This is a genomic window from Acinetobacter sp. 25-47-122 (assembly GCF_056779695.1).
Window position 1 is genome coordinate 161821 of record NZ_JBWYIJ010000002.1, and the last position, 24440, is coordinate 186260.

The 24440-nt window shown below is 37.5% G+C and carries 27 protein-coding genes and 1 tRNA gene; 10 read left to right on the forward strand and 18 right to left on the reverse strand.

Annotated elements, in window-relative coordinates:
- Nucleotides 1–124 precede the first annotated feature (124 nt).
- From AC1M9P_RS02280 to map, 4 genes are all read right to left on the reverse strand, one after another.
- Nucleotides 125–1276: an OmpW/AlkL family protein gene (locus AC1M9P_RS02280; RefSeq protein ID WP_481586619.1), complete on the reverse strand. Its 1152-nt coding sequence runs from the start codon at nucleotides 1274–1276 to the stop codon at nucleotides 125–127.
- Between the two features lie 163 nt (nucleotides 1277–1439).
- Nucleotides 1440–2510 carry an OmpW/AlkL family protein gene (locus tag AC1M9P_RS02285; protein WP_035265681.1) on the reverse strand — a complete coding sequence of 357 codons (1071 nt, stop codon included), beginning with the start codon at nucleotides 2508–2510 and terminating at the stop codon, nucleotides 1440–1442.
- Nucleotides 2511–2743: 233 nt separating this feature from the next.
- Entirely contained in the window at nucleotides 2744–3832 is a 1089-nt protein-coding gene (locus AC1M9P_RS02290) for an OmpW/AlkL family protein (protein ID WP_081403241.1), read from the reverse strand.
- Between the two features lie 264 nt (nucleotides 3833–4096).
- Nucleotides 4097–4921 carry a type I methionyl aminopeptidase gene (gene map / locus AC1M9P_RS02295; protein ID WP_035265682.1) on the reverse strand — a complete coding sequence of 275 codons (825 nt, stop codon included), beginning with the start codon at nucleotides 4919–4921 and terminating at the stop codon, nucleotides 4097–4099.
- A 209-nt stretch (nucleotides 4922–5130) separates the two neighbouring features.
- Between map and rpsB the strand changes: the two genes are divergently transcribed.
- The 6 genes from rpsB to AC1M9P_RS02325 all read left to right on the forward strand — a co-directional run bounded on the left by rpsB (nucleotide 5131) and on the right by AC1M9P_RS02325 (nucleotide 9557).
- Nucleotides 5131–5883, forward strand: a complete 753-nt coding sequence (rpsB, locus tag AC1M9P_RS02300) for a 30S ribosomal protein S2 (RefSeq protein WP_035265684.1) — start codon at nucleotides 5131–5133, stop codon at nucleotides 5881–5883.
- A gap of 140 nt (nucleotides 5884–6023) precedes the next feature.
- Nucleotides 6024–6899, forward strand: coding sequence for a translation elongation factor Ts (tsf, locus tag AC1M9P_RS02305; protein WP_035265686.1), 876 nt, complete (start codon nucleotides 6024–6026; stop codon nucleotides 6897–6899).
- A 113-nt stretch (nucleotides 6900–7012) separates the two neighbouring features.
- Nucleotides 7013–7525, forward strand: coding sequence for a DUF3465 domain-containing protein (locus AC1M9P_RS02310; RefSeq protein ID WP_481586620.1), 513 nt, complete (start codon nucleotides 7013–7015; stop codon nucleotides 7523–7525).
- A gap of 104 nt (nucleotides 7526–7629) precedes the next feature.
- On the forward strand, nucleotides 7630–8445 hold the full coding sequence (locus AC1M9P_RS02315; protein ID WP_481586621.1) for an AraC family transcriptional regulator: 816 nt from the start codon (nucleotides 7630–7632) through the stop codon (nucleotides 8443–8445).
- 102 nt (nucleotides 8446–8547) lie between these two features.
- A complete protein-coding gene (locus AC1M9P_RS02320; RefSeq protein ID WP_481586622.1) occupies nucleotides 8548–9237 on the forward strand; it encodes an AzlC family ABC transporter permease in 690 nt (229 codons plus the stop codon).
- 2 nt (nucleotides 9238–9239) lie between these two features.
- Nucleotides 9240–9557 (forward strand): AzlD domain-containing protein, encoded by a 318-nt coding sequence (locus AC1M9P_RS02325; RefSeq protein WP_481586623.1) that lies wholly within the window; start codon nucleotides 9240–9242, stop codon nucleotides 9555–9557.
- Nucleotides 9558–9606: 49 nt separating this feature from the next.
- Here AC1M9P_RS02325 and AC1M9P_RS02330 read toward each other — a convergent pair whose 3' ends face one another.
- The 7 genes from AC1M9P_RS02330 to AC1M9P_RS02360 form a co-directional block, all read right to left on the reverse strand.
- Nucleotides 9607–10050 carry an Mpo1 family 2-hydroxy fatty acid dioxygenase gene (locus AC1M9P_RS02330; RefSeq protein ID WP_481586624.1) on the reverse strand — a complete coding sequence of 148 codons (444 nt, stop codon included), beginning with the start codon at nucleotides 10048–10050 and terminating at the stop codon, nucleotides 9607–9609.
- A 171-nt stretch (nucleotides 10051–10221) separates the two neighbouring features.
- Nucleotides 10222–10833 (reverse strand): septal ring lytic transglycosylase RlpA family protein, encoded by a 612-nt coding sequence (locus tag AC1M9P_RS02335; RefSeq protein WP_035265690.1) that lies wholly within the window; start codon nucleotides 10831–10833, stop codon nucleotides 10222–10224.
- 283 nt (nucleotides 10834–11116) lie between these two features.
- Complete coding sequence (mltB, locus tag AC1M9P_RS02340) at nucleotides 11117–12058, reverse strand: lytic murein transglycosylase B (protein WP_416202006.1); 942 nt, start codon at nucleotides 12056–12058, stop codon at nucleotides 11117–11119.
- A 309-nt stretch (nucleotides 12059–12367) separates the two neighbouring features.
- A complete protein-coding gene (locus AC1M9P_RS02345) occupies nucleotides 12368–13021 on the reverse strand; it encodes a hypothetical protein (RefSeq protein ID WP_035265692.1) in 654 nt (217 codons plus the stop codon).
- A gap of 25 nt (nucleotides 13022–13046) precedes the next feature.
- Nucleotides 13047–13865, reverse strand: a complete 819-nt coding sequence (gene queF / locus AC1M9P_RS02350; RefSeq protein WP_481586625.1) for an NADPH-dependent 7-cyano-7-deazaguanine reductase QueF — start codon at nucleotides 13863–13865, stop codon at nucleotides 13047–13049.
- Nucleotides 13865–14638 carry an ABC transporter permease gene (locus AC1M9P_RS02355; RefSeq protein WP_035265695.1) on the reverse strand — a complete coding sequence of 258 codons (774 nt, stop codon included), beginning with the start codon at nucleotides 14636–14638 and terminating at the stop codon, nucleotides 13865–13867. Before AC1M9P_RS02355 ends, queF begins: the two co-directional genes overlap by 1 nt.
- Nucleotides 14635–15570, reverse strand: coding sequence for an ABC transporter ATP-binding protein (locus AC1M9P_RS02360; RefSeq protein ID WP_180027530.1), 936 nt, complete (start codon nucleotides 15568–15570; stop codon nucleotides 14635–14637). Before AC1M9P_RS02360 ends, AC1M9P_RS02355 begins: the two co-directional genes overlap by 4 nt.
- Nucleotides 15571–15757: 187 nt before the next feature.
- Between AC1M9P_RS02360 and AC1M9P_RS02365 the strand changes: the two genes are divergently transcribed.
- Both AC1M9P_RS02365 and AC1M9P_RS02370 read left to right on the forward strand, forming a co-directional pair.
- A tRNA-Arg gene (locus AC1M9P_RS02365) sits at nucleotides 15758–15833 on the forward strand.
- 276 nt (nucleotides 15834–16109) lie between these two features.
- Nucleotides 16110–17111: a hypothetical protein gene (locus AC1M9P_RS02370; protein ID WP_035265699.1), complete on the forward strand. Its 1002-nt coding sequence runs from the start codon at nucleotides 16110–16112 to the stop codon at nucleotides 17109–17111.
- Nucleotides 17112–17438: 327 nt separating this feature from the next.
- On the opposite strand, the gene AC1M9P_RS02375 is transcribed toward AC1M9P_RS02370, so the two are convergent.
- Nucleotides 17439–17795, reverse strand: coding sequence for a hypothetical protein (locus AC1M9P_RS02375; protein WP_035265701.1), 357 nt, complete (start codon nucleotides 17793–17795; stop codon nucleotides 17439–17441).
- A 257-nt stretch (nucleotides 17796–18052) separates the two neighbouring features.
- On the reverse strand, nucleotides 18053–18754 hold the full coding sequence (locus tag AC1M9P_RS02380) for a putative quorum-sensing-regulated virulence factor (protein ID WP_035265703.1): 702 nt from the start codon (nucleotides 18752–18754) through the stop codon (nucleotides 18053–18055).
- Nucleotides 18755–19157: 403 nt separating this feature from the next.
- Between AC1M9P_RS02380 and glyA the strand changes: the two genes are divergently transcribed.
- Both glyA and rnk read left to right on the forward strand, forming a co-directional pair.
- On the forward strand, nucleotides 19158–20411 hold the full coding sequence (gene glyA / locus AC1M9P_RS02385) for a serine hydroxymethyltransferase (RefSeq protein ID WP_035265704.1): 1254 nt from the start codon (nucleotides 19158–19160) through the stop codon (nucleotides 20409–20411).
- 144 nt (nucleotides 20412–20555) lie between these two features.
- Nucleotides 20556–20960, forward strand: coding sequence for a nucleoside diphosphate kinase regulator (gene rnk / locus AC1M9P_RS02390; RefSeq protein WP_035265705.1), 405 nt, complete (start codon nucleotides 20556–20558; stop codon nucleotides 20958–20960).
- Between the two features lie 38 nt (nucleotides 20961–20998).
- Here rnk and AC1M9P_RS02395 read toward each other — a convergent pair whose 3' ends face one another.
- From AC1M9P_RS02395 to AC1M9P_RS02415, 5 genes are all read right to left on the reverse strand, one after another.
- Complete coding sequence (locus AC1M9P_RS02395) at nucleotides 20999–21403, reverse strand: DUF3106 domain-containing protein (RefSeq protein WP_035265706.1); 405 nt, start codon at nucleotides 21401–21403, stop codon at nucleotides 20999–21001.
- Complete coding sequence (locus AC1M9P_RS02400; RefSeq protein WP_035265708.1) at nucleotides 21393–21719, reverse strand: hypothetical protein; 327 nt, start codon at nucleotides 21717–21719, stop codon at nucleotides 21393–21395. The genes AC1M9P_RS02395 and AC1M9P_RS02400 overlap by 11 nt, the downstream gene beginning before the upstream one ends.
- Nucleotides 21709–22329, reverse strand: coding sequence for an RNA polymerase sigma factor (locus AC1M9P_RS02405; protein WP_035265710.1), 621 nt, complete (start codon nucleotides 22327–22329; stop codon nucleotides 21709–21711). The genes AC1M9P_RS02400 and AC1M9P_RS02405 overlap by 11 nt, the downstream gene beginning before the upstream one ends.
- Nucleotides 22330–22489: 160 nt before the next feature.
- Nucleotides 22490–23266: a TrmH family RNA methyltransferase gene (locus tag AC1M9P_RS02410; RefSeq protein ID WP_035265712.1), complete on the reverse strand. Its 777-nt coding sequence runs from the start codon at nucleotides 23264–23266 to the stop codon at nucleotides 22490–22492.
- A 50-nt stretch (nucleotides 23267–23316) separates the two neighbouring features.
- The gene (locus AC1M9P_RS02415; RefSeq protein WP_035265714.1) at nucleotides 23317–24291 is read right to left on the reverse strand and encodes a class 1 fructose-bisphosphatase; all 975 of its coding nucleotides are present in this window, start codon (nucleotides 24289–24291) and stop codon (nucleotides 23317–23319) included.
- Between the last annotated feature and the right edge of the window lie 149 nt (nucleotides 24292–24440).

The following is a 24440-nucleotide window of genomic DNA, read 5'->3' on the forward strand; positions in this document are numbered from 1 at the left end:
ATTTTTTGTAATTTTAAAAGATCAGTAGCATCATGACGACAGAATAAAAATTTATCAATCAATAAAATTTAGTTATTAGAATGAATAAAGCGGCACTTGGCCGCTTTATGAAGACTGATGGAAATTAGAATCGATAACCAATACCGGCATATCCCAGAATCGGATTAATTTCGATATCTGATTTTGCATTGATTAATTCACCAAGTTTAGCATCGTTTACTGTAATTGTTGTTTCACCTTTAAGATGCGCATAGGAAATTGACCCGACTGCAAACCAACGATCGTTGAAATCATAAGTAAAACCGGCAGTAGCTACAGGGGCGAAAGCATCTTTAGCTTCGAGTTTAACTTTAGGATTCGCAGTACTTTCAATTCCATCAAGTGCTTTCCCAGCTTCACCTAATTTGATGTTCGCAATTTTATGACCTGCAGCGACTAGATCAGCTTCAAGGTTGGAGTTCATTTCCAATTCATTGAAGTATGCATACATCAAACCAAGCCCTACATAAGGTCTAAATTTATTTACGCCTGTTTTACCAAAATGGTATTGGAATTCGAATGCTGGCGTCCATGCACGAGCTTCTGCGACTTTACCATGGGCTCCAAGATTTGTTACTTGGATATCTTGTTTGAGTGGAATATTGCCGCCAATAATACTCCCAGCATCTATATCTGCAATAATGATATTGACGTTTCCAGGATCTACTGAGCCTGTGAGAGGTGCTGATATATTCCCTTTACCTTTAATATCAACCTTAGGTGGAATTCCTGCTTTGACTTCTAAAGAAATATTATCTGTAAAGAAGTAATTAGTCATGATTCCGAGGGTAGTGACATCATCAGCTTCTAATCCTGTCCCTTGAGCAGTCCATGATGATAATCCATCAATTTCGGCAGTGCCACCAACTGATGGCTTAAGATATTTTACGCCATCGATTTCATCAAGGATTAATGGGCTAACAAGACCTGAGTTTATAAGTGTCTCTAATTTACGTTTTTTATCAACACCATCTGCTGTCGAAGTATCAATAGCACCTAGTACAGAAGATGTTGAAATTCGTCCAACTTCAGACTTGGTACCCTCTGGTACAGCGGTGTTAATATTAATCGGTTGAGCTTTACCCTGAGGCATTACATGTAATGCACCCACTGATACAGAAAAACGTTTAAAGCCATCTCCATCTTTCAAACTAAAATAAGGTGAATCTGCATAACTGAAGACTGGAAAACTTAACGCACTAATGGATGCAACTAAGTAAGCTAGTTTTTTTTTCATTATGGAACTCCATGTCCAAAACTGTAAATAAAGAGTGATTATTTTTGTATTTTTATTATCAAATTTATTTTTAGACACATTGTAGTAATAATTTGCCAATTATGTTTGGTTTTTGTTTGATTACAAAAAAAAGAGGCAATTGCCTCTTTTCTTACTCTATGCGTTAGAAACGCATGCCAACCCCAGCATAGCCTAATATCGGGTTAATCTCGATATCAGCTTTTGAGTTGATTAACTCTTGTCCAGTATTTTCATTGACGACTGTGATCTTCGTTTCATTCTGCAAGTGAGCGTAACTAATAGATGCTACTGCATACCATGTATCATTAAAGTCGTAGGTGAATCCAACTGTAGCTATAGGTGCAAAAACATCAGTTGCTTCTAAATTAACTTTCATTTTTCCATTGGTATCTTTCTTATCGAGTGCTGCACCAGCATTTTGATTAATAATATTTTGGATCATATGCCCAGCGGCGACTAAATCTTTTTCAATACCTGGATCCATTTTTAGCTCATTAAAATAAGCGTACATTAATCCAACGCCAACGTAAGGGCGGAATTTATTAATCCCGGTCTCACCAAAACGATATTGTAATTCAAAAGCAGGGGTCCATGCTCTAGCTTCAGCAGCTTTTGAAGATTGTTCTAGATTAGTAATATGAATATTATTTTTGAGGTCTAAGTTCCCCGCAATTCCACCTAACGGTGCTGCAGTAGCTGAGAAGGGGGCTTTAATATTTCCAATACCTTTGATATCCACTTTAGGTGGAATTCCACCTTTTATTTCCACAGACAAATTATCTGTAAAGTGATAACTGCTCATGATGCCAACTGTTGTAACTTTATCAGCCTCCAAGCCAGTATTCGGATTATCCCATTCAGCTAATCCATTAATATAGGATTTTCCACTAATAGCCCCTGAGACATTGCCTTGAAAAGCAGAAATTAATTTAACAATACCTTCTACTAAATAATTTGGTTTACGATCTGGGTCAAGGTTATCGATTACCGTGGAAGCATTAATGTCCCCAACTTTAGATTCATAATTGTCATTTATGACTGTTTTTACATTAAAAGGTTGGGCCTTACCTTGCGGCATTACGTGTAATGCACCCACTGAAATTGAAAAGCGCTTAAACCCCTCATCGGAAAGGCTAAAATATCCTGACTCCGCATAACTCAGAGTAGATAAGAATGAACTTGCGAATAATGTAGGAACTAAAAACTTCTTCATTGTTTGAAGGACTCCATGTCCAATTTTTAGTTCATTTTATATTCATTAAATCATCTAAATGCAAAGCAGTTTGTTCACTTGAAATCAAATTTATTATCCTAATTTACAATTGTTAAATTATTGAAAAATATGATATAAGTTGGATTTTAAAATGTATATTAATTGTCTTATTGTTTCTTTATTTGTGATGGGTTGGGCATATTGGGGTGTGGCTTCAATATGCCTCAAGTGTTTTAGAAGCGATAGCCTACACCAGCATAACCAATGATAGGATTTACTTCTAAATCAACTTCCGATGAAAATAATGTTCCGAGTTTATCATCGTTGACTTCAATTGTGGTTTTACCTGTTAGATGTGCATAACTAATAGATGCAACTGCAAACCAGTTCTGATTGAAGTCGTAAGTAAACCCAAGCGTGGCTATTGGCGCAAAACTCAATTCGGACTCAAGTTTAACCTTGGGATTTGCTGTACTTTTTTTACCTTTAATTAATGCATCGCCACCGCGTCCATTTTTCATATTGGCAATCATGTGACCTGAATCAATTAAGTCTTTTTCAAGGCTTGGATTCAATTCTAATTCATTGAAGTATGCGACCATAAGTCCAAGCCCAACATAGGGTCTAAATTTATTGATCCCAGTCTGTCCAAAATGGTACTGCAATTCCCACATTGGAGTCCATGCACGTGCTGTCGCAATAGAATTTCCATGACTTTCAAGATCTGTAATTGGCAGATCATTCTTAAGATAGATTGTTGGTAAAGGTATACCTAAAAGTGTTGAATTTGCTTCGGCTGTAAATGGTGCTGTAATCTTACCTTTACCTTGAATATCTACTTTTGGGGGGAACCCAGCTTTACTCTCGAATGAGATCTTATCGTTGAAATGGTAATTGATCATGATGCCAAGTGTTGTGACATCATCTGCAGTCATTCCAGAACCATCCATACTCCAACTTTCAATGCCGCTTACAGTTGAAGTTCCACTTTGACTGGCTGGATAAGTATCACTAAAAGCATCAACGATCTTCAAAAGCGCTTGCATACTTTGATTTTCTTTTTCTTTATCAGGATCTAAGTTCTCAAAAACTGTAGAAAGTGTAATATCACCATTTTTTGCAACTTCACCATTTTTTACTGCTGTACGAATTTTAGGTGCCTTGGCTTTACCTTGAGGCATAACATGTAATGGTCCGACTGAAATTGAATATCGTTTAAACCCTTCAGTTTCATCCAGATTAAAAAATGATGATTCTGCATAAATAGTTGTAGATGCAAAAACAATAGGTACGACCATGCACCAGAATGCTTTTTTCGTCATTTTGGACTCCCTGTCCGATTTTGTTGCTAGTTGTTGTTTTACATTCTTTAAGCGTTATATAAACATAAAATGAATCAGTTTGAAAAGCGTTTTTACGCATTTTTGTGATAAAAAAATTTTAAAAATCATGAATTTAAATCTTAAAAATCCAACATTTGTTAGGTTTGTTTGTGAATTTATTTCTGATTGAGTGACTTAGCAAAATAAAAAGTCAGATCAATTTAAATTGGTCTGACTTTTTTTAACTTTATTAATTAACTAAAATTATTGAAATCGGGATAAATCCTCTTCAGGGCGAGCAGTTAATACCTCGACACCTGTTTTAGTGACTAAAACAGTATGTTCATATTGCGCAGATAATTTATGATCTTTCGTTACAACTGTCCATTTATCACCAAGAAGTTTAGTTTGCCATACACCAGCATTGACCATTGGTTCAATTGTAAATGTCATACCTTCTTCTAAAACCATGCCTGAATTTGGTTGACCGTAATGAAGCACTTGAGGTTCATCATGGAAAACAGTTCCAATACCATGACCACAATATTCACGAACGACACTGAAACGCTCTGACTCAACGTATTTTTGAATCGCATGACCAATATCACCGATCGTCGAACCAGGTTTTACCGTAGCAATACCACGATACATTGCTTCTTGTGCAACTTTGCATAAGCGATCTGCAAGAATAGAAGTCTCACCACCCACGATGTACATCATGTTGGTATCACCATGAAATCCATCTTTAATCACAGTGACATCAATATTCAAGATGTCACCTTTCTTTAAGATTTTGTTTTCAGAGGGAATACCGTGGCAAACCACATGGTTTACTGATGTGCAAATCGTATGCTGGAATGCAGGACGACCAGGCGCAGCACCATAGCCTAGGCAAGCAGGAATGGCATCTTGTTTATTCACAATATAATCATGACAAATCGTATCCAATTCTAGTGTACTCACACCAGGCTTGATATGCGGTTTGATCATATCCAAAACTTCTGCCGCTAGTCGTCCCGCCACACGCATCTTTTCGATATCTTCAGCAGATTTAATTAAACGACGTGGTGCTTCATAAGTACTGTTCATGATCTTTAAAAACTTTTGGAAATTTGTGTGTGACTATGGTATAAATAGCCGCCCAATTTATCAAATGCTTTTCGTGAATAGATTCACTTAATCGGATGATATGTTGGTTAATAAAATCCGCACATATGTCGACACATTACTCTGGGTGCCCGTAAGGGTGGAGAATGCGGACATATGGAGGCCTAACCCAAACTTTTAAGGTAAAGAAAATGGCAGATTACAACGTAAGCATGCGCGACCTTCTTCAAGCTGGTGCGCACTTCGGTCACCAAACTCGCTTCTGGAACCCAAAAATGCGTCAATACATTTTTGGTGCGCGTAACAAAATTCACATCATCAACCTTGAGCACACTGTTCCTGCGTTAAATGATGCATTGAACTTTGTTAACAATCTAGCAAGCAAAAAGAACAAAGTATTGTTCGTTGGTACTAAACGTGCTGCTTCTAACATCATCCGTGAACAAGCTCAACGTGCTGGTCAACCCTATGTAGATCACCGTTGGTTAGGTGGTATGTTGACGAACTGGAAAACTCTTCGTCAATCAATCAACCGTCTTAAAGATCTTCAAACTCAGTCTACTGACGGTACTTTCGCTAAGCTTACTAAACGTGAAGCTTTAGAGCGTACTCGTGAAATGGAAAAACTTGAACGTGCTCTTGGCGGTGTTAAGAACATGGGTGGTTTACCTGACGCATTGTTCATCATCGACGTTGACCACGAAGCGATTGCAATCAAAGAAGCTAAGAACCTTGGTATTCCAGTAATCGGTATCGTTGATACTAACTCTAACCCAGATAACGTTGATTTCGTTATTCCTGGTAACGATGATGCGATCCGCGCTGTAACTCTTTACGCTACTGCGATGGCTGATGCGATTATTGCTGGTAAAGAATACGCTCAAACTCAAGCTAATGCGCAAGCTAAAGGCGAAGAAGCTGCTAAAGAAGCTCCTGAGGCTTAATGCGATTTGATGCGGATTTGTCATTTTTGCGACACGTAATCGTGGCATCTTAAGCATCAATCAAGCAAAACGGCCCAGATGATTAATTTGGGCCGTTTTTGTTAACAGATACATATCTCGACCGAATTTAGGAGAATAACATGACTGCTATTACTGCAAGCATGGTTAAAGAGTTGCGTGATCGTACTGGTCTAGCAATGATGGAATGTAAAAAAGCGTTGACAGAAGCTGGTGGCGATATCGAGTTAGCGATCGACAACCTTCGTAAATCTGGTCAAGCAAAAGCTGCTAAAAAAGCAGGTAACATTGCTGCTGATGGCGCGATTACAATTGCTCAAGAAGGCAATAAAGCAATTCTTTTAGAAGTAAACTGTCAAACTGACTTCGTTGCTAAAGACGAAAACTTTGCTGGTTTCTCTGCGAAAGTTGCTGCTGCTGCGCTTGCTGCGAATGTAACTGATGCTGCTCAAATTGCTGAATTGAAACTTGAAGATGGTGCAACTGTAGAAGAAGCTCGTATTGCGCTTGTTCAAAAAATCGGTGAAAACATTCAAGTTCGTCGTGCTCAAATCGTTGAAGGTGAAAACCTTGCAGTTTACAAACACGGTTTAAAAATCGGTGTTGTAGTTTCATTTGCTGGTGATGCTGCTACTGGTAAAGGTATCGCAATGCACGTTGCTGCGTTCAACCCAGTTGCTGTAAATGCTGAAGGTGTTTCTGCTGAGTTAATCGCTAAAGAGAAAGAAATTGCTGAAGCAAAAGCAATTGAATCTGGTAAACCAGCGAATATCGTTGAAAAAATGGTAACTGGTTCAGTTGAAAAATACTTAAATGAAGTTGTTCTTGAGCGTCAAATGTACGTTATCGACAACGACAAGAAAGTTGCTGATGTTCTTAAATCTACAGGTACAACTGTTGCTCAATTCGTACGTTTCGAAGTGGGTGAAGGTATTGAGAAAAAAGCTGAACTTTCTTTCGCTGAAGAAGTTGCTGCTGCTCAAGCTGCTGCAAAATAATTGATTCAATTATTTTGAAAAAGAAAAAGCCCTTTAAGGGCTTTTTCTTTTTTTTGATGAGTCTAAATGATATAAACTTTAGGATGAAATAAAAATATAACTTAGAGATCAATATGTCTCAGAAATCAAAAATAAGTATTGTTGCGTTAATTGCAGTGTTGGTCGCAGCATATTTCGGTGTCGATTTAAAACAGGATTTAAAACAGAGTAATGAGCACGCACTAAATCCTACAGATGCAAGTACTCAATATAATGATGCTAACCAACGAGAACTATCCTCTGCGGATAATGATGATGTCGCAAAAATAGCGACACTTTTTCAAAAAAAGATGAGTGATGTGCAAGTTAGGGCTTCTGGAGAAGTTGTTGCAATATTAAATGATGATAATGAAGGATCTAGACATCAGAAATTTATTTTAAAACTTAATCATGGTCAGACAGTTTTGGTAGCTCATAATATAGACTTGGCACCACGTGTTGAGAATATTCAAAAAGGGGATATCGTCGAGTTCTATGGTGAATATGAATATACCGACAAGGGTGGTGTAATTCATTGGACTCACCATGATCCTCAAAAACTGCATATTGATGGTTGGTTAAAGCATCAGGGTCGAAGTTATCAATAATTTTTATAAAAATAAATATATGAGATGAGCAATTTCATTCTAGATTTAAAATGCAGGCGTGATAGTTTTTATGCAATTTTATAGGCGTAATATCCAGAAAAAAGATGCAAGAGTCTGCTAATTATCTTCATTTCAAAGAATTGGGCGGATTGGAATTATTAAAAGCTCAATTTCAACGTAAGCAATTTTCAAAACATGCTCATGAGGGCTATTGTATTGGTGTCATTGAAGATGGGGCACAAAGTTTTTACCGCTCTGGAAAGCTTCATATCGCACCTAAAGGCGATATTATTCTGGTGAATGCTGATGAAATACATACTGGTTCATCCGCTGTGGAAACTGGTTGGAAATATCGAGCAATTTACCCAACACCTGAAATGATATTAGATCTGAGTCGAGATTTTTTTACAACCAAGAATGCAGTTCCATGGTTCTCTGATGCAGTGATTCATGATTTGGGTTTGGCGAGGCAACTAGTATTTTTATTCGATTTATTTGAGCAGGGCGAGGATACTTTGCTTAAAGAAAGCCTCTATTTGACGACATTGGCCAGATTGATCTATTGCTATGGGCGGGCGAAATTGAGTCCAATCAACACACCAGAAATGAGAAAAAAAGTTGAACTAATAAAAGAACTTATGAGTAGTTTTCCTGAGCATGACCATTCTCTACACGAGTTGTCTGCATATGTAGATACAAGCCCATGGCATTTATTACGTGAATTTAAAAAACATACGGGATTGCCTCCACATAGTTGGCTTGTTCAAAGAAGAATTCAAAAAGCCAAACAATTGCTTAAGCAGGGGGTGCGAATAACTGAGGTTGCACAACTCACTGGATTTTCTGATCAGAGTCATTTAAATCGACATTTTAAAAGTGCAATAGGTGTAACGCCTGGACAATATCTTTTGAACTATTAATTTTCCTTAAATTCGCGCCGCAATATTATTCAAGATCAATCATTACTCATCAGATGATAATAATCGATAAGTGAATCAGATTCAGATGTATTGATGAAAAAGATGAGTGATACAAAAAAGAATTTTATACATGGTGTGCTGGGTATTATGCCGTTGGCAATTGCAGTCATGCCATGGGGGGTATTGGCTGGCTCTTTGGCGATACAGACTGGATTGAATGCGATACAAGCTTTTGCAATGTCATTGTTTATGTTTGCTGGTGCTGCACAATTAGTGAGTTTAGGATTGGTTTCGGGTCAGGCTTCGCTGATGACAATCTATCTGACGATATTTTTTCTGACGAGTCAGCATTTAATTTACGCGCTTAATTTTCGAAATGATGTTAGTAAATTTCCACTATTTAAACGTATTATATTTGGCTTTCTGCTGACGGATGAATTATTTGCGGTTGGAGTAAAAAATAAATCACAACGCTCATTCGCATATTTATTTGGAGCAGGACTTTGTTTTTATATTTTTTGGCTGATATTTAGTTTATTTGGGATTGTGCTTGCTCACTTCATTCATAATTTATCAAATTTGCATCTTGATTTCTCAGTCGTTGCACTGCTTATATTAATTATAGTGCCAATGATAAAAAATCTCCCGATACTTGTTGGTGTTGTGATTACCATAATTTTTTCTTTAATTTTAGAAGCTTACAAAGTAAATGCAGCGTTAATTATTTCTGGTCTATGTGGAATGTTTGCCAGTGTGATAGTTGAAAAATGGCAAACAACAGAAGGGGATTAAAAATGAGCTGGATGCTTTTGCTGGGGTTGTCGATCATGATCTTTATTAATCGATATTTATTCTTGGAGCCAAGGGTAAATGTGCCACTTCCTAGAATTTTGAAAAATATGTTGAAATATTCTGCGCCATGTTTGTTGACTGCAATATGTGTACCGATTGTGTTTTATGAAGCAGCAGAATTAAGGGTTATGTCGAGTAATCACTATTTATGGGCAGCAATATTTTGTGTACTGCTTGCGCTAATAAGTCAAAAAGTTATCAGTAATTTAGTTTTTACTTTACTGTTTTTCTATCTCATAAATTACTTAATTAGAGCATGAACATCGGGCTAAATTAAATTCTAATTTAACCCGTGCTGTATTTGCTAATTTAAGCGCTGATTTGGCGTGATTTCCAATTGGGTAGTATCTTATCTAGGTAAGCGTCCATACACCATAGAGGACCAATTAGAAGGAATTGGAGGTCTTTAAAGAAAGATGGCTTTTTCCCTTCAATTTTGTGCCCGTAAAATTGACCTATCCAAGCTAAAACGAACAGAGCAATATAGAATCCTTTCCCGAATGGAAGAATAATAATAAGCCAAGACATGACCAATAATAACGCTGCCATTGCAACCGCGAGTACAAGATCTAATCTTGCATAAAAGATGAGTGTTAACACCAGTAAAAGGGTAGTCAGTAATGCGCTGAAATGAGCGAGTATGCCAATGATTGAGAATAGAATCGTGGGTACGCAAATCCAGTGTAATGTTTTATTGGTTGGGTTTTGATGGCTATCACTATATTCATCTAACCATTCTGTAATTGTCTTCATCCTATTTCCTTCACTGATTATTTGAATTTTATTTATTCTATAAACTACAGTATGGCATAAGATGATAAATCAAGATTCTTTTTTGTATATTGGTCACATCAAAAAAATTAAAAATAATAAAGCCACTCAATGAGTGGCTTGTCGTTAAATGCTTCGCTGAATCATGAGAACCTAAGAATTTGGACCATCCACACGTTCGATGCTTACACGCGCAGTACCAGCATTGGTAATACCAAGAGATTTCGCAGCACCGTAAGATAAATCTACAACACGATTACCATGAAATGGGCCGCGATCATTTACTTTAACAACGACGCTTTTACCATTTGATTTATTCGTTACACGAATATAGCAATTAAGAGGTAGGCTACGATGCGCTGCAGTAAGTGCATTCATATCAAATGTTTCGCCACTTGCAGTTTTACGACCGTGAAATTGACGACCGTACCAAGAAGCAACACCTGTTTGACTAAAACGACGAACAGTGTTTGAAGCAACATTATTAAGTTTATCAATCACTGAAGGCTCTTCAACAGGTACTTGAATTTTCGCTGCGATTGTTTCGCGACGAATTTTATCACCTGAACTTTCAGTAATTGCTAAACTGTTTAAATTCGAGAAGTGCGAATTGAAACTTGTAGAGTCTTTGCTAATCACGCGTGAAGCAAGACTTGATTGGTCAACATCATTATTCAGGTAAGATGATTGAACCAGCTCGGCATGAGTTTGAGACAAAGCCAAACTAATACCTAATATTGATAACATTTTCAGCGAAGCATGCATCGTTTAACTCCTTGGAACCCTAAGTTAATTATCTAAGTTGCTGATAATTAACCTAAATGGTCTGTAAATTTACTTGTGCAACTGCATTTAACGGTAGTGGATGATATTCATCCTGATACAAAAGTGTCTAGCTTTATTTTCACTTTAGTTACAAAAACGACAAATTATCACAAAATTTGGTTAATAATTAATCAATAATGTAACAAAATATGTAAAATGTGCAAATAGTGAACTTAATCACAAAAATATTTATTGACTTTTGTGAAAACAAGTAGATTTATATTTATCTACTCGCGATTTCAGTCCCTAAAAGCCACAGTGCAGTTGCATACATTCGACTACGGTTATAGGTCGTAATGACTTGAAAATTAGGATATGTAAGGTAATAAGCTGGTCCATAATTTTCTTGTAGTTGAATCACATTGACCATGTCTAAGTCATCTATTTTAACAATAGGATTGAGTGGGCTAATGCCTTGGACTTTTAATGCACCATATGGGGTAGGTTGTGTTAAGTCTTTGGCTATGATGGCATCCGCATTATTTCCTTGGTAGCGTGCGGCAAAAGCAATCGGTTGATCTCGTTGCCAACCATGTTGAGCAAGATAATTTGCAATAGAACCAATTGCATCTACAGCAGAGTTTCTGAGATCGATATGACCATTACCGTCATAATCCACACCAAATTTCGGAATATTGCTTGGCATAAATTGAGGATAGCCCACAGCACCAGCATAAGAGCCAACGACTGAATTAGCTGGAATACCGTCCTTATAAGACCATGCAATCAAAGCGCTTAATTCGTCTTGAAAGTATTGTGCACGACGTTCATATCCAAACCCTAAAGTGGCTAGGGCGTCACGTGTGATGAATGAACCTTTATTTGCTCCAAAACCTGTCTCAACGCCAAGAATACCGAGAATGATGGACTGGGGAACACCGAACTGCTGTTCTGCTCGATTTAAAGTGTCTGCATACTGATTTTTAAAACGCACACCTCGTTGAATTGTACTTTCTGCTAAAAAATTCTTTTTGTATTCGTACCAAGGTTTGCTTTCTCCTGGGCGATTCATAATGTTGATAATATTTGGTAGGTTTTTTGACCCATTCATGGCCCAGTCAACTTGCTCAGCACTCAAACCATAGGTCTGCATCGTTTTTAGTTTAAAATTTTGATATTGAGGATGTTGAGCGAAGTCATTGGCTTGAACAAAACTTGTGACCATAAACGCACTGAGTGCTAGACCAATACGTTGTAATTTAACATTAAAATTTTCAAATAACATAACAGCAGCAGATCCAATTATTATCGGTGATAGATGCAAAGGTATAAGTGTTGATAAGGATTAAAAGTTCAGCATCATTTGATTAATCGCAATGTTTATTAAGATAACATTAGGTCGTGATGGATTCACAAAAACCTACATAAAAAGTGTAAAAATGGATGAATTATGTCTTTTATTTATTCAATATTGTTGAACCATCTTTAAAACATAAAAAAACCTAGCTTTAGCTAGGTTTTTGATTAATCTGATTTATTCCTGAATAAATAGCGTGTCATGATATTCAGCTGCAGCTAACAATTCTTCTTTAGTAAAGTTAGGAATGAGCTTATCAATAGCAATATGAACTGCTTTGATGACCGCTGAAGAAGCGATATCAGACGCCTTACGTTTAATCATCCCCAAATCTAGGGTCTTATTAAAATCATTCATAAAGTGACGAACTGCAGCTTCACCGAATTGTTTGTATTGTTCAGACAGAACTGCACGATTGACATCATTGCCTGCACGTACTTCTGCAAAGCTATTTTTTAAGTTTGTTACTAAATCAGCGGGTAATGGAGCACCGACACGATAATTACCCTCTGGATCTTTGAATAAACTTTTTTCAGAGAATTCAATCGATTGTCTCACGACGTCATTTGGTGCTTTACCCAATAACTGTTTAAGTAGTACCGATACTGTTGATTTAATATAACCAGCAAGTTTTTCAGCTGTTTCTCGTTTGTCACTTGCAGGGAAACGACGTACAAGTTCAACTAAAATTGCATCGATAATTTCATCATTAATAGCGAGTGCAGTTTGATCACGCAAAGGGTAAAGTGGTTCGTTTGAATTTTTTTTCTCAATTCCAGTTTGAATATTCTTTAACAAAGATTCAGATGGAATAAAACCAAAATATGACATCGTATAACCTCAACTATTCTTCAATTTATTGTCGCGCCAATCGAATTGGGCTCGGCATCCATGCAAAGTCCGATACACGACAAGGGTTAATGTCTAAACCACCACGGCGTGTATAAGTCGCATATACCATCAACTTTTCAGGATTAAAGTTTTCCCAAATGTCTGCGTAGATTTGTTCAACGCATTGTTCGTGAAAGCCATTATGCTGACGATAGGAGATAATATAAGCTAAAATTGAACGATAACAAGGTTTTTTGCCACGATATCTTAAAAAAACTGTGCCCCAATCAGGCTGTCCTGTGACTGGGCAGTTACTTCTTAATAAATGCGAATATAATTGAATTTCAACGATTTCTTCGGAAGACGCTGCATCGAGTTTAAGTAAGCTTGCATCAGGGTGGTTTTCAAGACGTTCAGGCTCATAATGGTCGATACAAATTCCTTCAGGCTGGGCAATATTCAACTGATCAACATCGAATAATTCAAGTCTGACTTCTGCATTGGCTGCTTTAGAAAGATCACGCTCAACTGTCTCAATAAACTGATTTTGAGATTCAAATTGAGCAAAATTCAGACTATTGAAATATAGCTTTAGAGATTTTGACTCGATGAGATAAGGTGATGAAGCAGGAAGATGCATTCGACCAATCGCAACTTGAGGAATCCCTGACAGATTCAACCAAGAAATTTCAAAAATATGCCACCAATCTATTCCTTGTTGAATACCGTCTACATGAGCGTACTTCGCTCGTGCTTCTGCACGAGCAATTGGAAATAGCACCTCAGGTTGATATTCAGTTGGATAGTTGGTGTCTTTGCCTAAAAGAGATTGTTCAACGCTCATTATTCACGCATTCCTGAACCACGGGAGAGTAAGTGATAAGCGACCGCATATAGCGCGGCGCAACACGCTGTGATTACTAATAAAGAGATAGATACATTTACATCGCTATGACCAAGGATCCCATAACGGAATGCATTGACCATATATACGACAGGGTTAATTAAAGATAGATTTTGCCAAAATGGGCTTAATGCAGAAATTGCATAGAACACCCCACCTAAATAGGTCAACGGTGTTAAAACAAAAGTGGGAATAATCGAAATATCATCAAATGACTTTGCATAGACCGCATTGATAAATCCACCTAATGCAAACAGTAATGATGTAATCAGGACGGTATAAATTGTTACGAACCAGTTGGTAATATATAAGTCAGTAAAAAATAAACTCATCGCAGTCACAATGATAGCAACCAATAAGCCTCGAGCAACACCACCGAGCACATAACCCCAAAGTACGGCATGTAAAGGCACTGGACTCATGATCAATTCTTCAATACTTTTTTGAAATTTAGAACTAAAAAAGCTTGATGAAACGTTGGCATAACTATTAGTAATGACAGCCATCATAATTAGACCAGGTACAATGAACTGCATGTAGGTAAAGCCACCCATTTCCCCAATTCTTGAACCGACTAGATTTCCAAAAATCACAAAATACAGTGACATGGTAATTGCTGGTGGTAACAATGTTTGTGGCCAAATGCGCATAAATCTACGAATTTCCTTATGGATAATCGTATATAAAGCTACAGCGAGTTGGTTAAAATTCATTGCGCAGCTCCATCAAGATTCTTTTCGACCATTTTGACGAATAACTCTTCTAAACGATTTGATTTATTACGCATACTTCGAACTTGAATGTTCTGTGATTCTAGAAGTTGGAAAAGATCATTCATGCTATGTGCTTTATCAAGCGTAATTTCTAAGGTCACTGGATCAACCAAATTAAATTTCACACCAATAATGTCAAGTTGTATCGGTTCTATAGGTTCAGCCAAATCAAAAATGAAAGATTCTTCATTTAATTGATTTAAGAAGTTCTTCATGGTGGTGTCTTCTTTAATGACGCCACGATCAATAATTGCAATTTTGCGACACAGTACTTCTGCTTCTTCTAAATAATGTGTTGTGAGAATGATAGATGTACCTTTCTGATTCATTTCTGTTAAGAAGTCCCACATCGAGCGACGTAGTTCAATATCAACACCAGCAGTCGGTTCATCGAGAATTAACAGTTTCGGATCATGCATCATTGCCCGGGCAATCATAAGGCGGCGTTTCATTCCCCCAGATAGCATACGTGCTTGAGTAGAACGTTTTTCCCATAAACCTAATTTGGTCAGATACTCCTCTGCACGAGTTTCAGCAACTTTTTTTGGAATGCCGTAATAACCTGCCTGAGTGACTAAAATATCGAAAGTCTTTTCAAATTGCGCAAAGTTAAATTCTTGGGGGACTACACCCAAGCATTGTTTAGCTTGTGAAGGATGTGTATCGAGATTATGACCAAAAATCTCGACAGTTCCTGCAGTTTTTTTTGTAAGAGAGCTGATGATGCCAATAGTGGTTGATTTACCTGCACCATTAGGGCCTAGAAGTGCATAAAATTCACCTTCTGGAACATCTAAGTTGATTCCTTTTAATGCTTGAAAACCATTTCGATAGGTCTTCGACAAATCCCTCAAGGTCAATGCATCAGTCATGAATATCTCGAATGGTGAAAAGTTGAGATATTGTGAGTGATCTTGAAAAATAAACCAAGCTCTGTAATCAGAATTCTCTGTTTTGATGTTGAAACGCTGTATAAAGCATGAGCACTAAAAATTGGAAAGATATATAGTTGCTTTACCTTAGAGTTTTTTTTGTTATGATGTGCGCACTTCCTAAAATGCGCTCATAGCTCAACTGGATAGAGTACAGGTCTCCGAAGCCTGTGGCGTGGGTTCGAGTCCCGCTGAGCGCACCATTTCTTTTATGTCTTTCAAACAAAACATAGTCCGTCAAATAAAATATTTTTAGTAAATATTTATCAAAATTTAGTGCGTAATCTGAATTGTTAATCTGAGTCGATTGAATCGTGAGATGCTCCAATACTGACAAATAACAATATATTTAGTCTCAAAATAAACATAAAAATGCAAAATTTGTCACATAAAATTCACATGGCCTATTTTAAATTTGAATTGCGGCATTGCCGTATAAATCACATAAATTATGAATAATTCAAATAAGAGGCACAACAATGTACGAAGAAAAAGTTCTGATCCAAAATCGAATTTCGTGGGCGAGTATTTTCGCTGGCGTTATTGTTGTATTAGCTATTTCAATTTTACTCTCATTACTTGGCGTTGCATTAGGATTTGCGCTCCTAGATCCACAATCTACCACTGATATTACAAATGGCTCAGGGATAGCAGTAAGCGTATGGACAATTATTTCATTGTTAGTATCGTTAGCTATTGGTGGATTTGTTGCAGGTCACTTGGCTCAAGCTGATGGTGCAATCCATGGCTTTATTGTCTGGTCACTTTCATTGCTGTTAGGTATCTGGTTTGGTGCAATGACCATTAGCGGCGCGGCAAAAATTACTGGTAGTGCGATTAGTTCAGTCAGTAGTGCTGCGGGTAGTGTAGCATCAGAAATTGGTCGAGGTGGCGTTAATTTAACTCAGATCGGAGTTCAAGCTTTTGAGGAATTGGTTCCTTTACCAAAGCTTGAAAATAGTGATGAAAAGATGTCTGAGGCATTACGCAAAACAGGAATCGAGGAATTGCAACCCGAATTCTTAAAAGCGCAGGGTGAATGGGCAAAAGAGCAAATTAAGGTTGCTGCAAAAGAGTTGGTGATTCATCCAGATAACAGTGATGCTATTATTCAAAAGTTATCAGAACAATTAAAAACTCGTGCACAATCTGTAACTGCTTCTATTAATAAGAATGAAGTCAGTGCTGCTTTAGCGAAAAATTCATCTCTAACTCCGCAAGAAGCGAATCAAGCTGTCAATAATTTCCTTATACAGCAGGATAAATTCTTTAATGATTTAGAGGCGAATATTCAATCTGCTAAATTAAAATATGCTGAACTAAAAGATCAAGCACGTGAAAAAGCAGCTAATGCGACTAAAGCTGCTGCAAAAGCTGCCTTATGGTCATTCATTGGTTTATTGATTGGATTGATTGTGACGATTTTTGCTGGACGTTTTGGTGTAAATCATTCAAATAATCGTTCACGTCATTTGGCTTAATTCTGAGCTTAAAATTAGAATTAAAAGTCGACCCATTTCGGTCGACTTTTTTGAATTAAAACTTTGTTCATATTCGCGAAACTTATTCTTATCTATAAATAAAAAAATTCAATTGTATTTTTTTTATACAGTTGTTGAAAAGTGTTAAAGTGACTTCACATCACATATTGAAAGTATTAAATTAAAAATCACAGTAGGTTGTAAATATTCAACGCTACTGACGAGTTGGACGGATCAATGACAGTTAGTTGAGTTCAGTTGAACAATAAATCTAACACTAGCCTTCCAACATAAAGCCCGCGTAAAGCGGGCTTTTTCATATCGGAATTATGCTTTAAACATGACTTCAACATCATATTTTCGAAATTCACTGAGCAGGTCTTGAATGATCGATCCACCCGTTTGTTCTGAAGCATTGAGCAGGACTTCTTTATTTTCAAGGCTATCAAAACATTCTATGTGATTGATTTGCCATTGATGATCTTGATCAGCTTGCTCAATGATAATACGTCGAGGCTGCAATGAGCCATCTGCTTGACGCGGAATAACATTGGTAATGGCGAGCTGGATTTTCTCCACCTGGTCATGGGCATGCAAGAAGGTGAGAACCCAATTTCCGACTTTTTTAAGATACATAGGATTATCTAAAGGATCAAATTCTAGAATTTGGCTAAGTTTAGACATAAGGCACCTATTTATACCGTGGTTGGATGATGGTATTAATATATTTATGGTACAGATGTTCTACTTCGCCTTAGTCTAATAGCGGATGAGGTGGGCAGTGTTGAATGAATAAAAATAATAAAAAATATTTAATTATCATGTGATTATATTATTGTAATTATTGGTGTAAATTTTAGTTTAATCGTTTAAAAGTATTAAAAAATAGTTAATTTCTCACTTTGAGGTTTAGGTTCAAAGTGAGAGTCATGAAATATTGCTTAAAGCGTATCAATTAAAGTTTTTTCTAAGGCTTTTTTCAAATAGGGATCCAAGTCTTCTTGTCTTAGTAACCATGAAACATAATCACTTGGAAGATCTACAATGGCTGTCCCACGATGTTTACCGAAGTTAATTGTACGAGGAATACGTGCATCTTCAGATACTTCATAGAGTTCTTCAATGTTTTGAATACCCAAATGATGAATAATGTGCATTAAGATATTTGCAGTCAAAATAATATCAGCATCAGCACGATGGGCACCTTTTAACATCTCTCTAGCTTTGCTACTGCCTTTACTAATCATATAAATTAAAGCAGAAATGTTGTGTGCTTCTGCATGAGGCCAAACTAGTCGAGAAAGAGCGAGTGTACAGATGGCTTTAATATGACTTGTGTCTACGCCGCATTGCTGAACAGCTCGAATATCATAATCAATATTATGACCAATAATATACGTCGTTTCTTGAGGTAATTCGAAGGTACCGAAGTTGGGCTGATCTACTAAATCACTTTCAAGAATATGATGTACCGCCATTGCAGCATAGGAAATTTTTTCGTCACCAATACTATATAGTTGGTCAAAGATTTTTTCGCGATCAAGACTTAATTTGCCTTGTTCAATCTGAATAGGAGCATATGCAATTTCTATGGGCAAACCGTTCAATGTATGGGTTTCAGTATCCAAGATAATGGCTTGCATGCAAATGTCCAAGTAAATGATAAAGATGTAATTAATTTAACATTTTCAAATCTGAGCTCACAGTAATAAAGTCAGTGAATTGTATAAATTATGCTGAATTGAACGAATCATGGGAATTATTTAGATGAGGTGCTCATTTTAAGTAATCTTCATGCTCGATCATATTAACGTTGCAAGTTTAGGCTGTAGGTTGTTAAAGGCAATTTTCAAAAATGGCTGAATTTAAAAAGAATAGTCTTAATTCAGATATTTGTTTTTAATAGTAATAGAGTGAACACACAAGAATTAATCAAATTTAATTGCAAACTGTTTAAACTTCATTCTCGAAATTTAACAAGTTCATGTTACAATACGCGCCAATCTTAGCACGGCTTAAAAGCCCTACATTAATAGGACCTCGCTAATGTTTGCCAATATCTCTATTGCTGACTTTGATCCAGAATTAGCTCAAGCTATTACGAGTGAAGATGCTCGTCAGGAAGCTCATATTGAGTTAATCGCTTCAGAAAACTATTGCTCTCCAGCAGTAATGGAAGCTCAAGGTTCAAAACTCACTAACAAATATGCAGAAGGCTACCCAGGCAAACGCTACTATGGCGGTTGTGAATATGTAGACGTGATTGAACAATTGGCAATTGACCGTGCTAAAGAACTCTTTGGTGCTGATTACGCGAACGTTCAGCCTCATGCTGGTTCTCAAGCAAACTCTGCAGTTTATCTAGCGCTTCTTAACCCAGGCGATACTGTTTTAGGTATGAGCTTAGCTCACGGTGGTCATTTGACTCACGGTGCTAAAGTTAGCTTCTCTGGTAAAACATATAATGCGATCCAATACGGTTTAAATCCAGAAACGGGTGAAATCGATTACGAAGAAGTAGAACGTTTAGCTGTAGAACACAAGCCACGTATGATTGTCGCTGGTTTCTCTGCTTATAGCCAAATCGTTGATTGGCAGCGTTTCCGTGAAATCGCAGACAAAGTAGGCGCTTATCTATTCGTTGATATGGCTCACGTTGCTGGTCTTGTTGCTGCTGGTGTTTATCCAAGCCCAGTTCAAATTGCTGACGTAACTACAACGACGACTCACAAAACACTTCGTGGTCCACGTTCAGGTTTAATCCTTGCAAAAGCAAATGAAGAAATTGAGAAAAAACTTCAATCTGCTGTATTCCCAGGTAACCAAGGTGGTCCTTTAGTTCATGCTGTAGCGGCTAAAGCAATCTGCTTCAAAGAAGCAATGGCTCCTGAATACAAAGCATATCAACAACAAGTTGTGAAAAACGCGCAAGCAATGGCTGAAGTGTTAATCGAACGCGGTTATGATGTTGTTTCAGGTGGTACGAAAAACCACTTGTTCTTGTTGTCTCTCATCAAACAAGACATTACAGGTAAAGATGCTGATGCTTGGTTAGGTGCGGCTCACATCACTGTGAACAAAAACTCTGTGCCAAACGATCCACGTTCTCCATTCGTAACTTCTGGTATCCGTATCGGTACTCCAGCTGTAACAACTCGTGGTTTCGGTGAAGCAGAAGTACGTGAACTTGCAGGTTGGATCGCGGATATCTTAGATTCTAAAGGTGATGAAACTGTCATCAACGCTGTGAAAGCTAAAGTTGAGACTGTATGCGCTAAATTCCCAGTTTACGCAAAATAATCTTCGACTTGAGAAAAGCCCCCTCAAGGGGGCTTTTTTATTGAATGTTGGAATGTCAAATCTGTCATTTTTGGATAGTTCTGATATAACTGATGTATCTATTAATTATTCAATTGTCTCTATACATTTGAATTGGAGCAGAAAATGAGCCATCCAAATATTATTATTTCTGAGCAAGATTTAAATCGTTTAGAAACCATGTTGGAACATCAGAAGCAGGTAACTCCAACGATGGAGCATTTAGAAAATGAGTTGGCTCGTGCTGAAGTCGTACAGCCTAAAGATATCCCTGCCAATGTAGTGACGATGAATGCTAGAGTACTGATAACGGTTGCACCGTCCACTGAATCTACAGAGATTGTGCTAGTATATCCCCATGACTTTAAAGGTGAAAGGGGGCAGGTTAATGTGATTGCACCTATTGGTGCAGCAATCCTAGGTTTGGCGGAAGGACAAGAAATTGAATGGCCTCAGCCTGATGGGCAAACAATGAAAGTGAAAATTGATAAAGTGCTCTATCAGCCTGAACGAGAGGGCATATATCTTTAACTAAAAAATAAAGCCTCTTGTGGAGGCTTTAAAGTTTATTATTTCATCGTGGTTTGTTGCATATATTTATTTAAATAAGTTTCGCGTATTTCTTTGCGCTGCTCGGCAGTCGTCGCGTTCATCATTTTTTTACGCAAATCATTTCGTTCACTTGAGCTCATCTGTTGCCAAGTTTCGCGCATTTGTATTTTTTCTTGTTCAGGCAGTTTAGTAAACCAATCCATTCTTTGTTGTAGAACAACACTTTGCTCTTCAGGAATTTCTTTCAAATTTTGATAGCGTTTAATCAGTGCTTTTTGTTCATCTTCAGAAAGAGATTCCCAAGATTCATTAAGTTCAGGATTATTGTCTTTCGAGAAGATCCAAAAACGTTCATAGCCTGCAAAACTGGTTTGTAAAAAACCTAATGTGCAGAGTGCAATCGCTAAGCCTTTAGCTGCCATGAGCTGATTTATCCTCACCAAAAACAGATAACATTTCTAGATCTTCCATCATTTGCGGAGAAAGTTTAGGGGTGACAATCACTTGTTGTGGGCTTGGAGCTTCTTCTAAATCAAATGCATTAGGAAGTACCACAAATCCTGTGATCGCGGCTGCTAATGCAAAACCAGTAACTTTCCAAGTCATAAACTGAGAAAATAACGGTTTGTCTTTAATTTCATCGAGTACATGCTCCATCACGACCGCTTTATTGCGATGTTGTGATGCCAGTACATTCAATTTTTCAGTCACTTGTTTCGTAAATTCATCATGATTCATCCGATGATCCCCCGTCATTTGGGTTTAAGTGAGACAAAGCAGATCTTAAGCCCTGTATAGCTCGATGGTAATGGGTCTTTACACTGCCTTCTGAACAATTCATGATTTCGGCTGTGGTTTGTGTATCAAACCCTTCCCATGCTCTCAACATAAATGCTTGTTGTTGGCGAACAGGTAACTTAGAAATTGCATTTTGAATCTCCTCAACAGCCATCTCTTGTGCAAGAAATTGCAGCGGATTAGGTGTTGATTCATCCACAATATTGATGGTTTCGTCATCATCTTCATCGTGGTTATTTTTTTTAAATAACGTGAATGGAAAAGCCCGTCGAGATTCTTTACGACGCCAATCCTGAAGTTTGTTATTTAAAATGGTATAGAAAAGGGGATACCACTCTGCAGTGGATTTATCAGCATATGATTTATGCAAGGATATAAAAGCTTCTTGGACTAAATCCATGGCAATGCCATTGTGTCCTTGAGTTGCACTTTCCATCATCACCAATGCACGCCCAGTGACGTCTTGCATAAAATATTTAAGACGTTGTTCTGCCGTATTCAAAAGAACACTCGAATCTTCAGGCTTGACTTTTTTTGGTGCTAAATCCATAGAGATGGAAAATCCCGTCATTGGGTACCCACCATTATTTTCTAATCGTTACTTATATAACGTCAAAACATAATGGTAGGTTGACAATCTAAGCAACTATTTTTTTGCAGTTTAATAGATTTTTTTATTTTCAGTGACTTCGTTAATATATTTTAACGAATCATATCCGTTGGCGTACCATTTCAAAGAAACAAATCGATCCGGCAACTGCAACGTTTAATGATTCTTGACCACCCGGTTGGGGAATGGTAATTGCTGAAGCATGCGCTAGGGCATATTCCGAAACGCCTTGGCCTTCATTGCCCAGTACCCATACGCAAGCTTGAGTTAAGTCTTTTGCATATAAACTTTCTGATTCATGTGAGCTCGTGACATACACGGGAATTTTGAATTGAGACAGCACATCTTCAAGCGCAACGTTTTCATAGGTTTTTAATGAAAAGTGCGCACCCATTCCTGCTCGTAATACGCGAGGAGACCACAAAGATGCTGAACCTTTGGTGCAAACAATTTGTTCAATACCTGCAGCCGCAGCTGAACGAAGTAATGTACCTACATTGCCTGGATCTTGAACATTTTCAAGAATTAAAGTGTCTTGAGTATAATCTAGAGCATCACGTTGAGTTGGTAAATCTACAATCGCTAAACATGCTAAGGTGGTTCCTAGCGTGCTAATGTCTTTATAGAGTGATTCACTAATAACAAACACTGAACCTGTATAGTGTTGTGCGATTTCGTCAAAATCGGCGTGTTCCATTGCTTTTTCAGTGGTAAAAATCGAATTCAATTTACGATTTTTTTCTAACCAAGCTAAGCACAAATGTGTGCCTTCTAGAACAGTTTGGCCTTGCTTTTTACGGTAACTATTTTGATCAATTAAACCACGTAAATGTTTAATTTTCGGGTTGTCTTTAGATTCTAAAAAGATAATGGCCATTCAGTTTGACTTCCATGAGAGCCTAAATCAATAGGCTCTCAATTGTAAGATTATTGATGATAAGCAGTAACAAGCTCAACTTCATTTTTTGAACCAATAACGACTGGTACACGTTGGTGAAGTTCAGTCGGTTGGATTTCCATAATACGCACGCGACCTGTTGTCGAAGCACCACCTGCTTGTTCCATGAGCATACTCATTGGATTTGCTTCATACATAAGACGTAGACGACCTGCTTTCTTAGGATCTTTGGTATCGTAAGGGTATAAGAAGATCCCACTACGGCAAAGAATACGGTGGATATCACCAACCATGCAGGCAACCCAACGCATATTAAAGTCTTTTTCACGTACAGATGTTTTACCCGCTTGTAGCTCACCAATATAGCGTTGAACAGGTTCTTCCCAATGACGTTGGTTTGAAGCATTAATGGCGTATTCTTTTGTATCGGCATCCACTTGGATATTTTCAGTCGTCAACAGGAATGTTTTTGACTCTGGATCAAATGTAAAGAAAACAGTACCTGCACCAACGGTTAATGCCATCATAGTTGATGGGCCATATAACACATAACCAGCTGCGACTTGTTCAGTGCCTGCTTGAAGGAAATCTTCTGCTTGTGTCACTGAATTTTTGGCAGGTAGGATAGAGAAGATGGTGCCAACACACATATTGATATCGATATTACTTGAGCCATCTAGTGGGTCAAATAAAACTAAATACTTACCGTTCTCTTGTGCTGGTGTAAACTCATCGAGTTCTTCAGAAGCTAAACCGCCTACATTTGCGTTGTTTTTTAGCGCATCAATTAAATAGTCATTTGAAATAACATCTAATTTTTTTTGCGCTTCACCTTGTACGTTTTCATTACCAGCACTACCTAATACACCCGCTAAGGCACCCTTTTGCAATGCTGAATCGATGGTTTTACACGTTTCAGCAATGGTTTCAATCACATTAGAGAGTTCAGGCGTTAGATTTCCTTGTTGTTGTGCAAGATATTGTGACAAGGTGAGGTATGACATTACAAGGACGCTCCTAAAAGCTTTAAAAGAATAAAATTTGGATCTTGGGCTATTTTAGATGAGTTCAGTGCAAAATAGAAATTATCCTGCGTTATTTGTGGTGATTTTGCACTTGCCAGAGTTTTAGAACATGGTATGTTGATAGGAGG

Bases quoted from the DNA above. Each gene is read 5' to 3' on its own strand.
- AC1M9P_RS02310 (WP_481586620.1), top strand. From the start codon at position 7,013: ATGTCTCAGAAATCAAAAATAAGTATTGTTGCGTTAATTGCAGTGTTG.
- glyA (WP_035265704.1), top strand. From the start codon at position 19,158: ATGTTTGCCAATATCTCTATTGCTGACTTTGATCCAGAATTAGCTCAA.
- AC1M9P_RS02370 (WP_035265699.1), top strand. From the start codon at position 16,110: ATGTACGAAGAAAAAGTTCTGATCCAAAATCGAATTTCGTGGGCGAGT.
- AC1M9P_RS02325 (WP_481586623.1), top strand. From the start codon at position 9,240: ATGAGCTGGATGCTTTTGCTGGGGTTGTCGATCATGATCTTTATTAAT.
- mltB (WP_416202006.1), bottom strand. From the start codon at position 12,058: ATGGTCACAAGTTTTGTTCAAGCCAATGACTTCGCTCAACATCCTCAA.
- rnk (WP_035265705.1), top strand. From the start codon at position 20,556: ATGAGCCATCCAAATATTATTATTTCTGAGCAAGATTTAAATCGTTTA.
- map (WP_035265682.1), bottom strand. From the start codon at position 4,921: ATGAACAGTACTTATGAAGCACCACGTCGTTTAATTAAATCTGCTGAA.
- AC1M9P_RS02410 (WP_035265712.1), bottom strand. From the start codon at position 23,266: ATGGCCATTATCTTTTTAGAATCTAAAGACAACCCGAAAATTAAACAT.
- AC1M9P_RS02355 (WP_035265695.1), bottom strand. From the start codon at position 14,638: ATGAATTTTAACCAACTCGCTGTAGCTTTATATACGATTATCCATAAG.
- AC1M9P_RS02335 (WP_035265690.1), bottom strand. From the start codon at position 10,833: ATGCATGCTTCGCTGAAAATGTTATCAATATTAGGTATTAGTTTGGCT.
- AC1M9P_RS02280 (WP_481586619.1), bottom strand. From the start codon at position 1,276: ATGAAAAAAAAACTAGCTTACTTAGTTGCATCCATTAGTGCGTTAAGT.
- tsf (WP_035265686.1), top strand. From the start codon at position 6,024: ATGACTGCTATTACTGCAAGCATGGTTAAAGAGTTGCGTGATCGTACT.
- AC1M9P_RS02375 (WP_035265701.1), bottom strand. From the start codon at position 17,795: ATGTCTAAACTTAGCCAAATTCTAGAATTTGATCCTTTAGATAATCCT.
- AC1M9P_RS02285 (WP_035265681.1), bottom strand. From the start codon at position 2,510: ATGAAGAAGTTTTTAGTTCCTACATTATTCGCAAGTTCATTCTTATCT.
- AC1M9P_RS02315 (WP_481586621.1), top strand. From the start codon at position 7,630: ATGCAAGAGTCTGCTAATTATCTTCATTTCAAAGAATTGGGCGGATTG.
- AC1M9P_RS02320 (WP_481586622.1), top strand. From the start codon at position 8,548: ATGAGTGATACAAAAAAGAATTTTATACATGGTGTGCTGGGTATTATG.
- AC1M9P_RS02405 (WP_035265710.1), bottom strand. From the start codon at position 22,329: ATGGATTTAGCACCAAAAAAAGTCAAGCCTGAAGATTCGAGTGTTCTT.
- queF (WP_481586625.1), bottom strand. From the start codon at position 13,865: ATGAGCGTTGAACAATCTCTTTTAGGCAAAGACACCAACTATCCAACT.
- AC1M9P_RS02345 (WP_035265692.1), bottom strand. From the start codon at position 13,021: ATGTCATATTTTGGTTTTATTCCATCTGAATCTTTGTTAAAGAATATT.
- AC1M9P_RS02330 (WP_481586624.1), bottom strand. From the start codon at position 10,050: ATGAAGACAATTACAGAATGGTTAGATGAATATAGTGATAGCCATCAA.
- AC1M9P_RS02395 (WP_035265706.1), bottom strand. From the start codon at position 21,403: ATGGCAGCTAAAGGCTTAGCGATTGCACTCTGCACATTAGGTTTTTTA.
- AC1M9P_RS02415 (WP_035265714.1), bottom strand. From the start codon at position 24,291: ATGTCATACCTCACCTTGTCACAATATCTTGCACAACAACAAGGAAAT.
- AC1M9P_RS02380 (WP_035265703.1), bottom strand. From the start codon at position 18,754: ATGCAAGCCATTATCTTGGATACTGAAACCCATACATTGAACGGTTTG.
- AC1M9P_RS02360 (WP_180027530.1), bottom strand. From the start codon at position 15,570: ATGACTGATGCATTGACCTTGAGGGATTTGTCGAAGACCTATCGAAAT.
- rpsB (WP_035265684.1), top strand. From the start codon at position 5,131: ATGGCAGATTACAACGTAAGCATGCGCGACCTTCTTCAAGCTGGTGCG.
- AC1M9P_RS02290 (WP_081403241.1), bottom strand. From the start codon at position 3,832: ATGACGAAAAAAGCATTCTGGTGCATGGTCGTACCTATTGTTTTTGCA.
- AC1M9P_RS02400 (WP_035265708.1), bottom strand. From the start codon at position 21,719: ATGAATCATGATGAATTTACGAAACAAGTGACTGAAAAATTGAATGTA.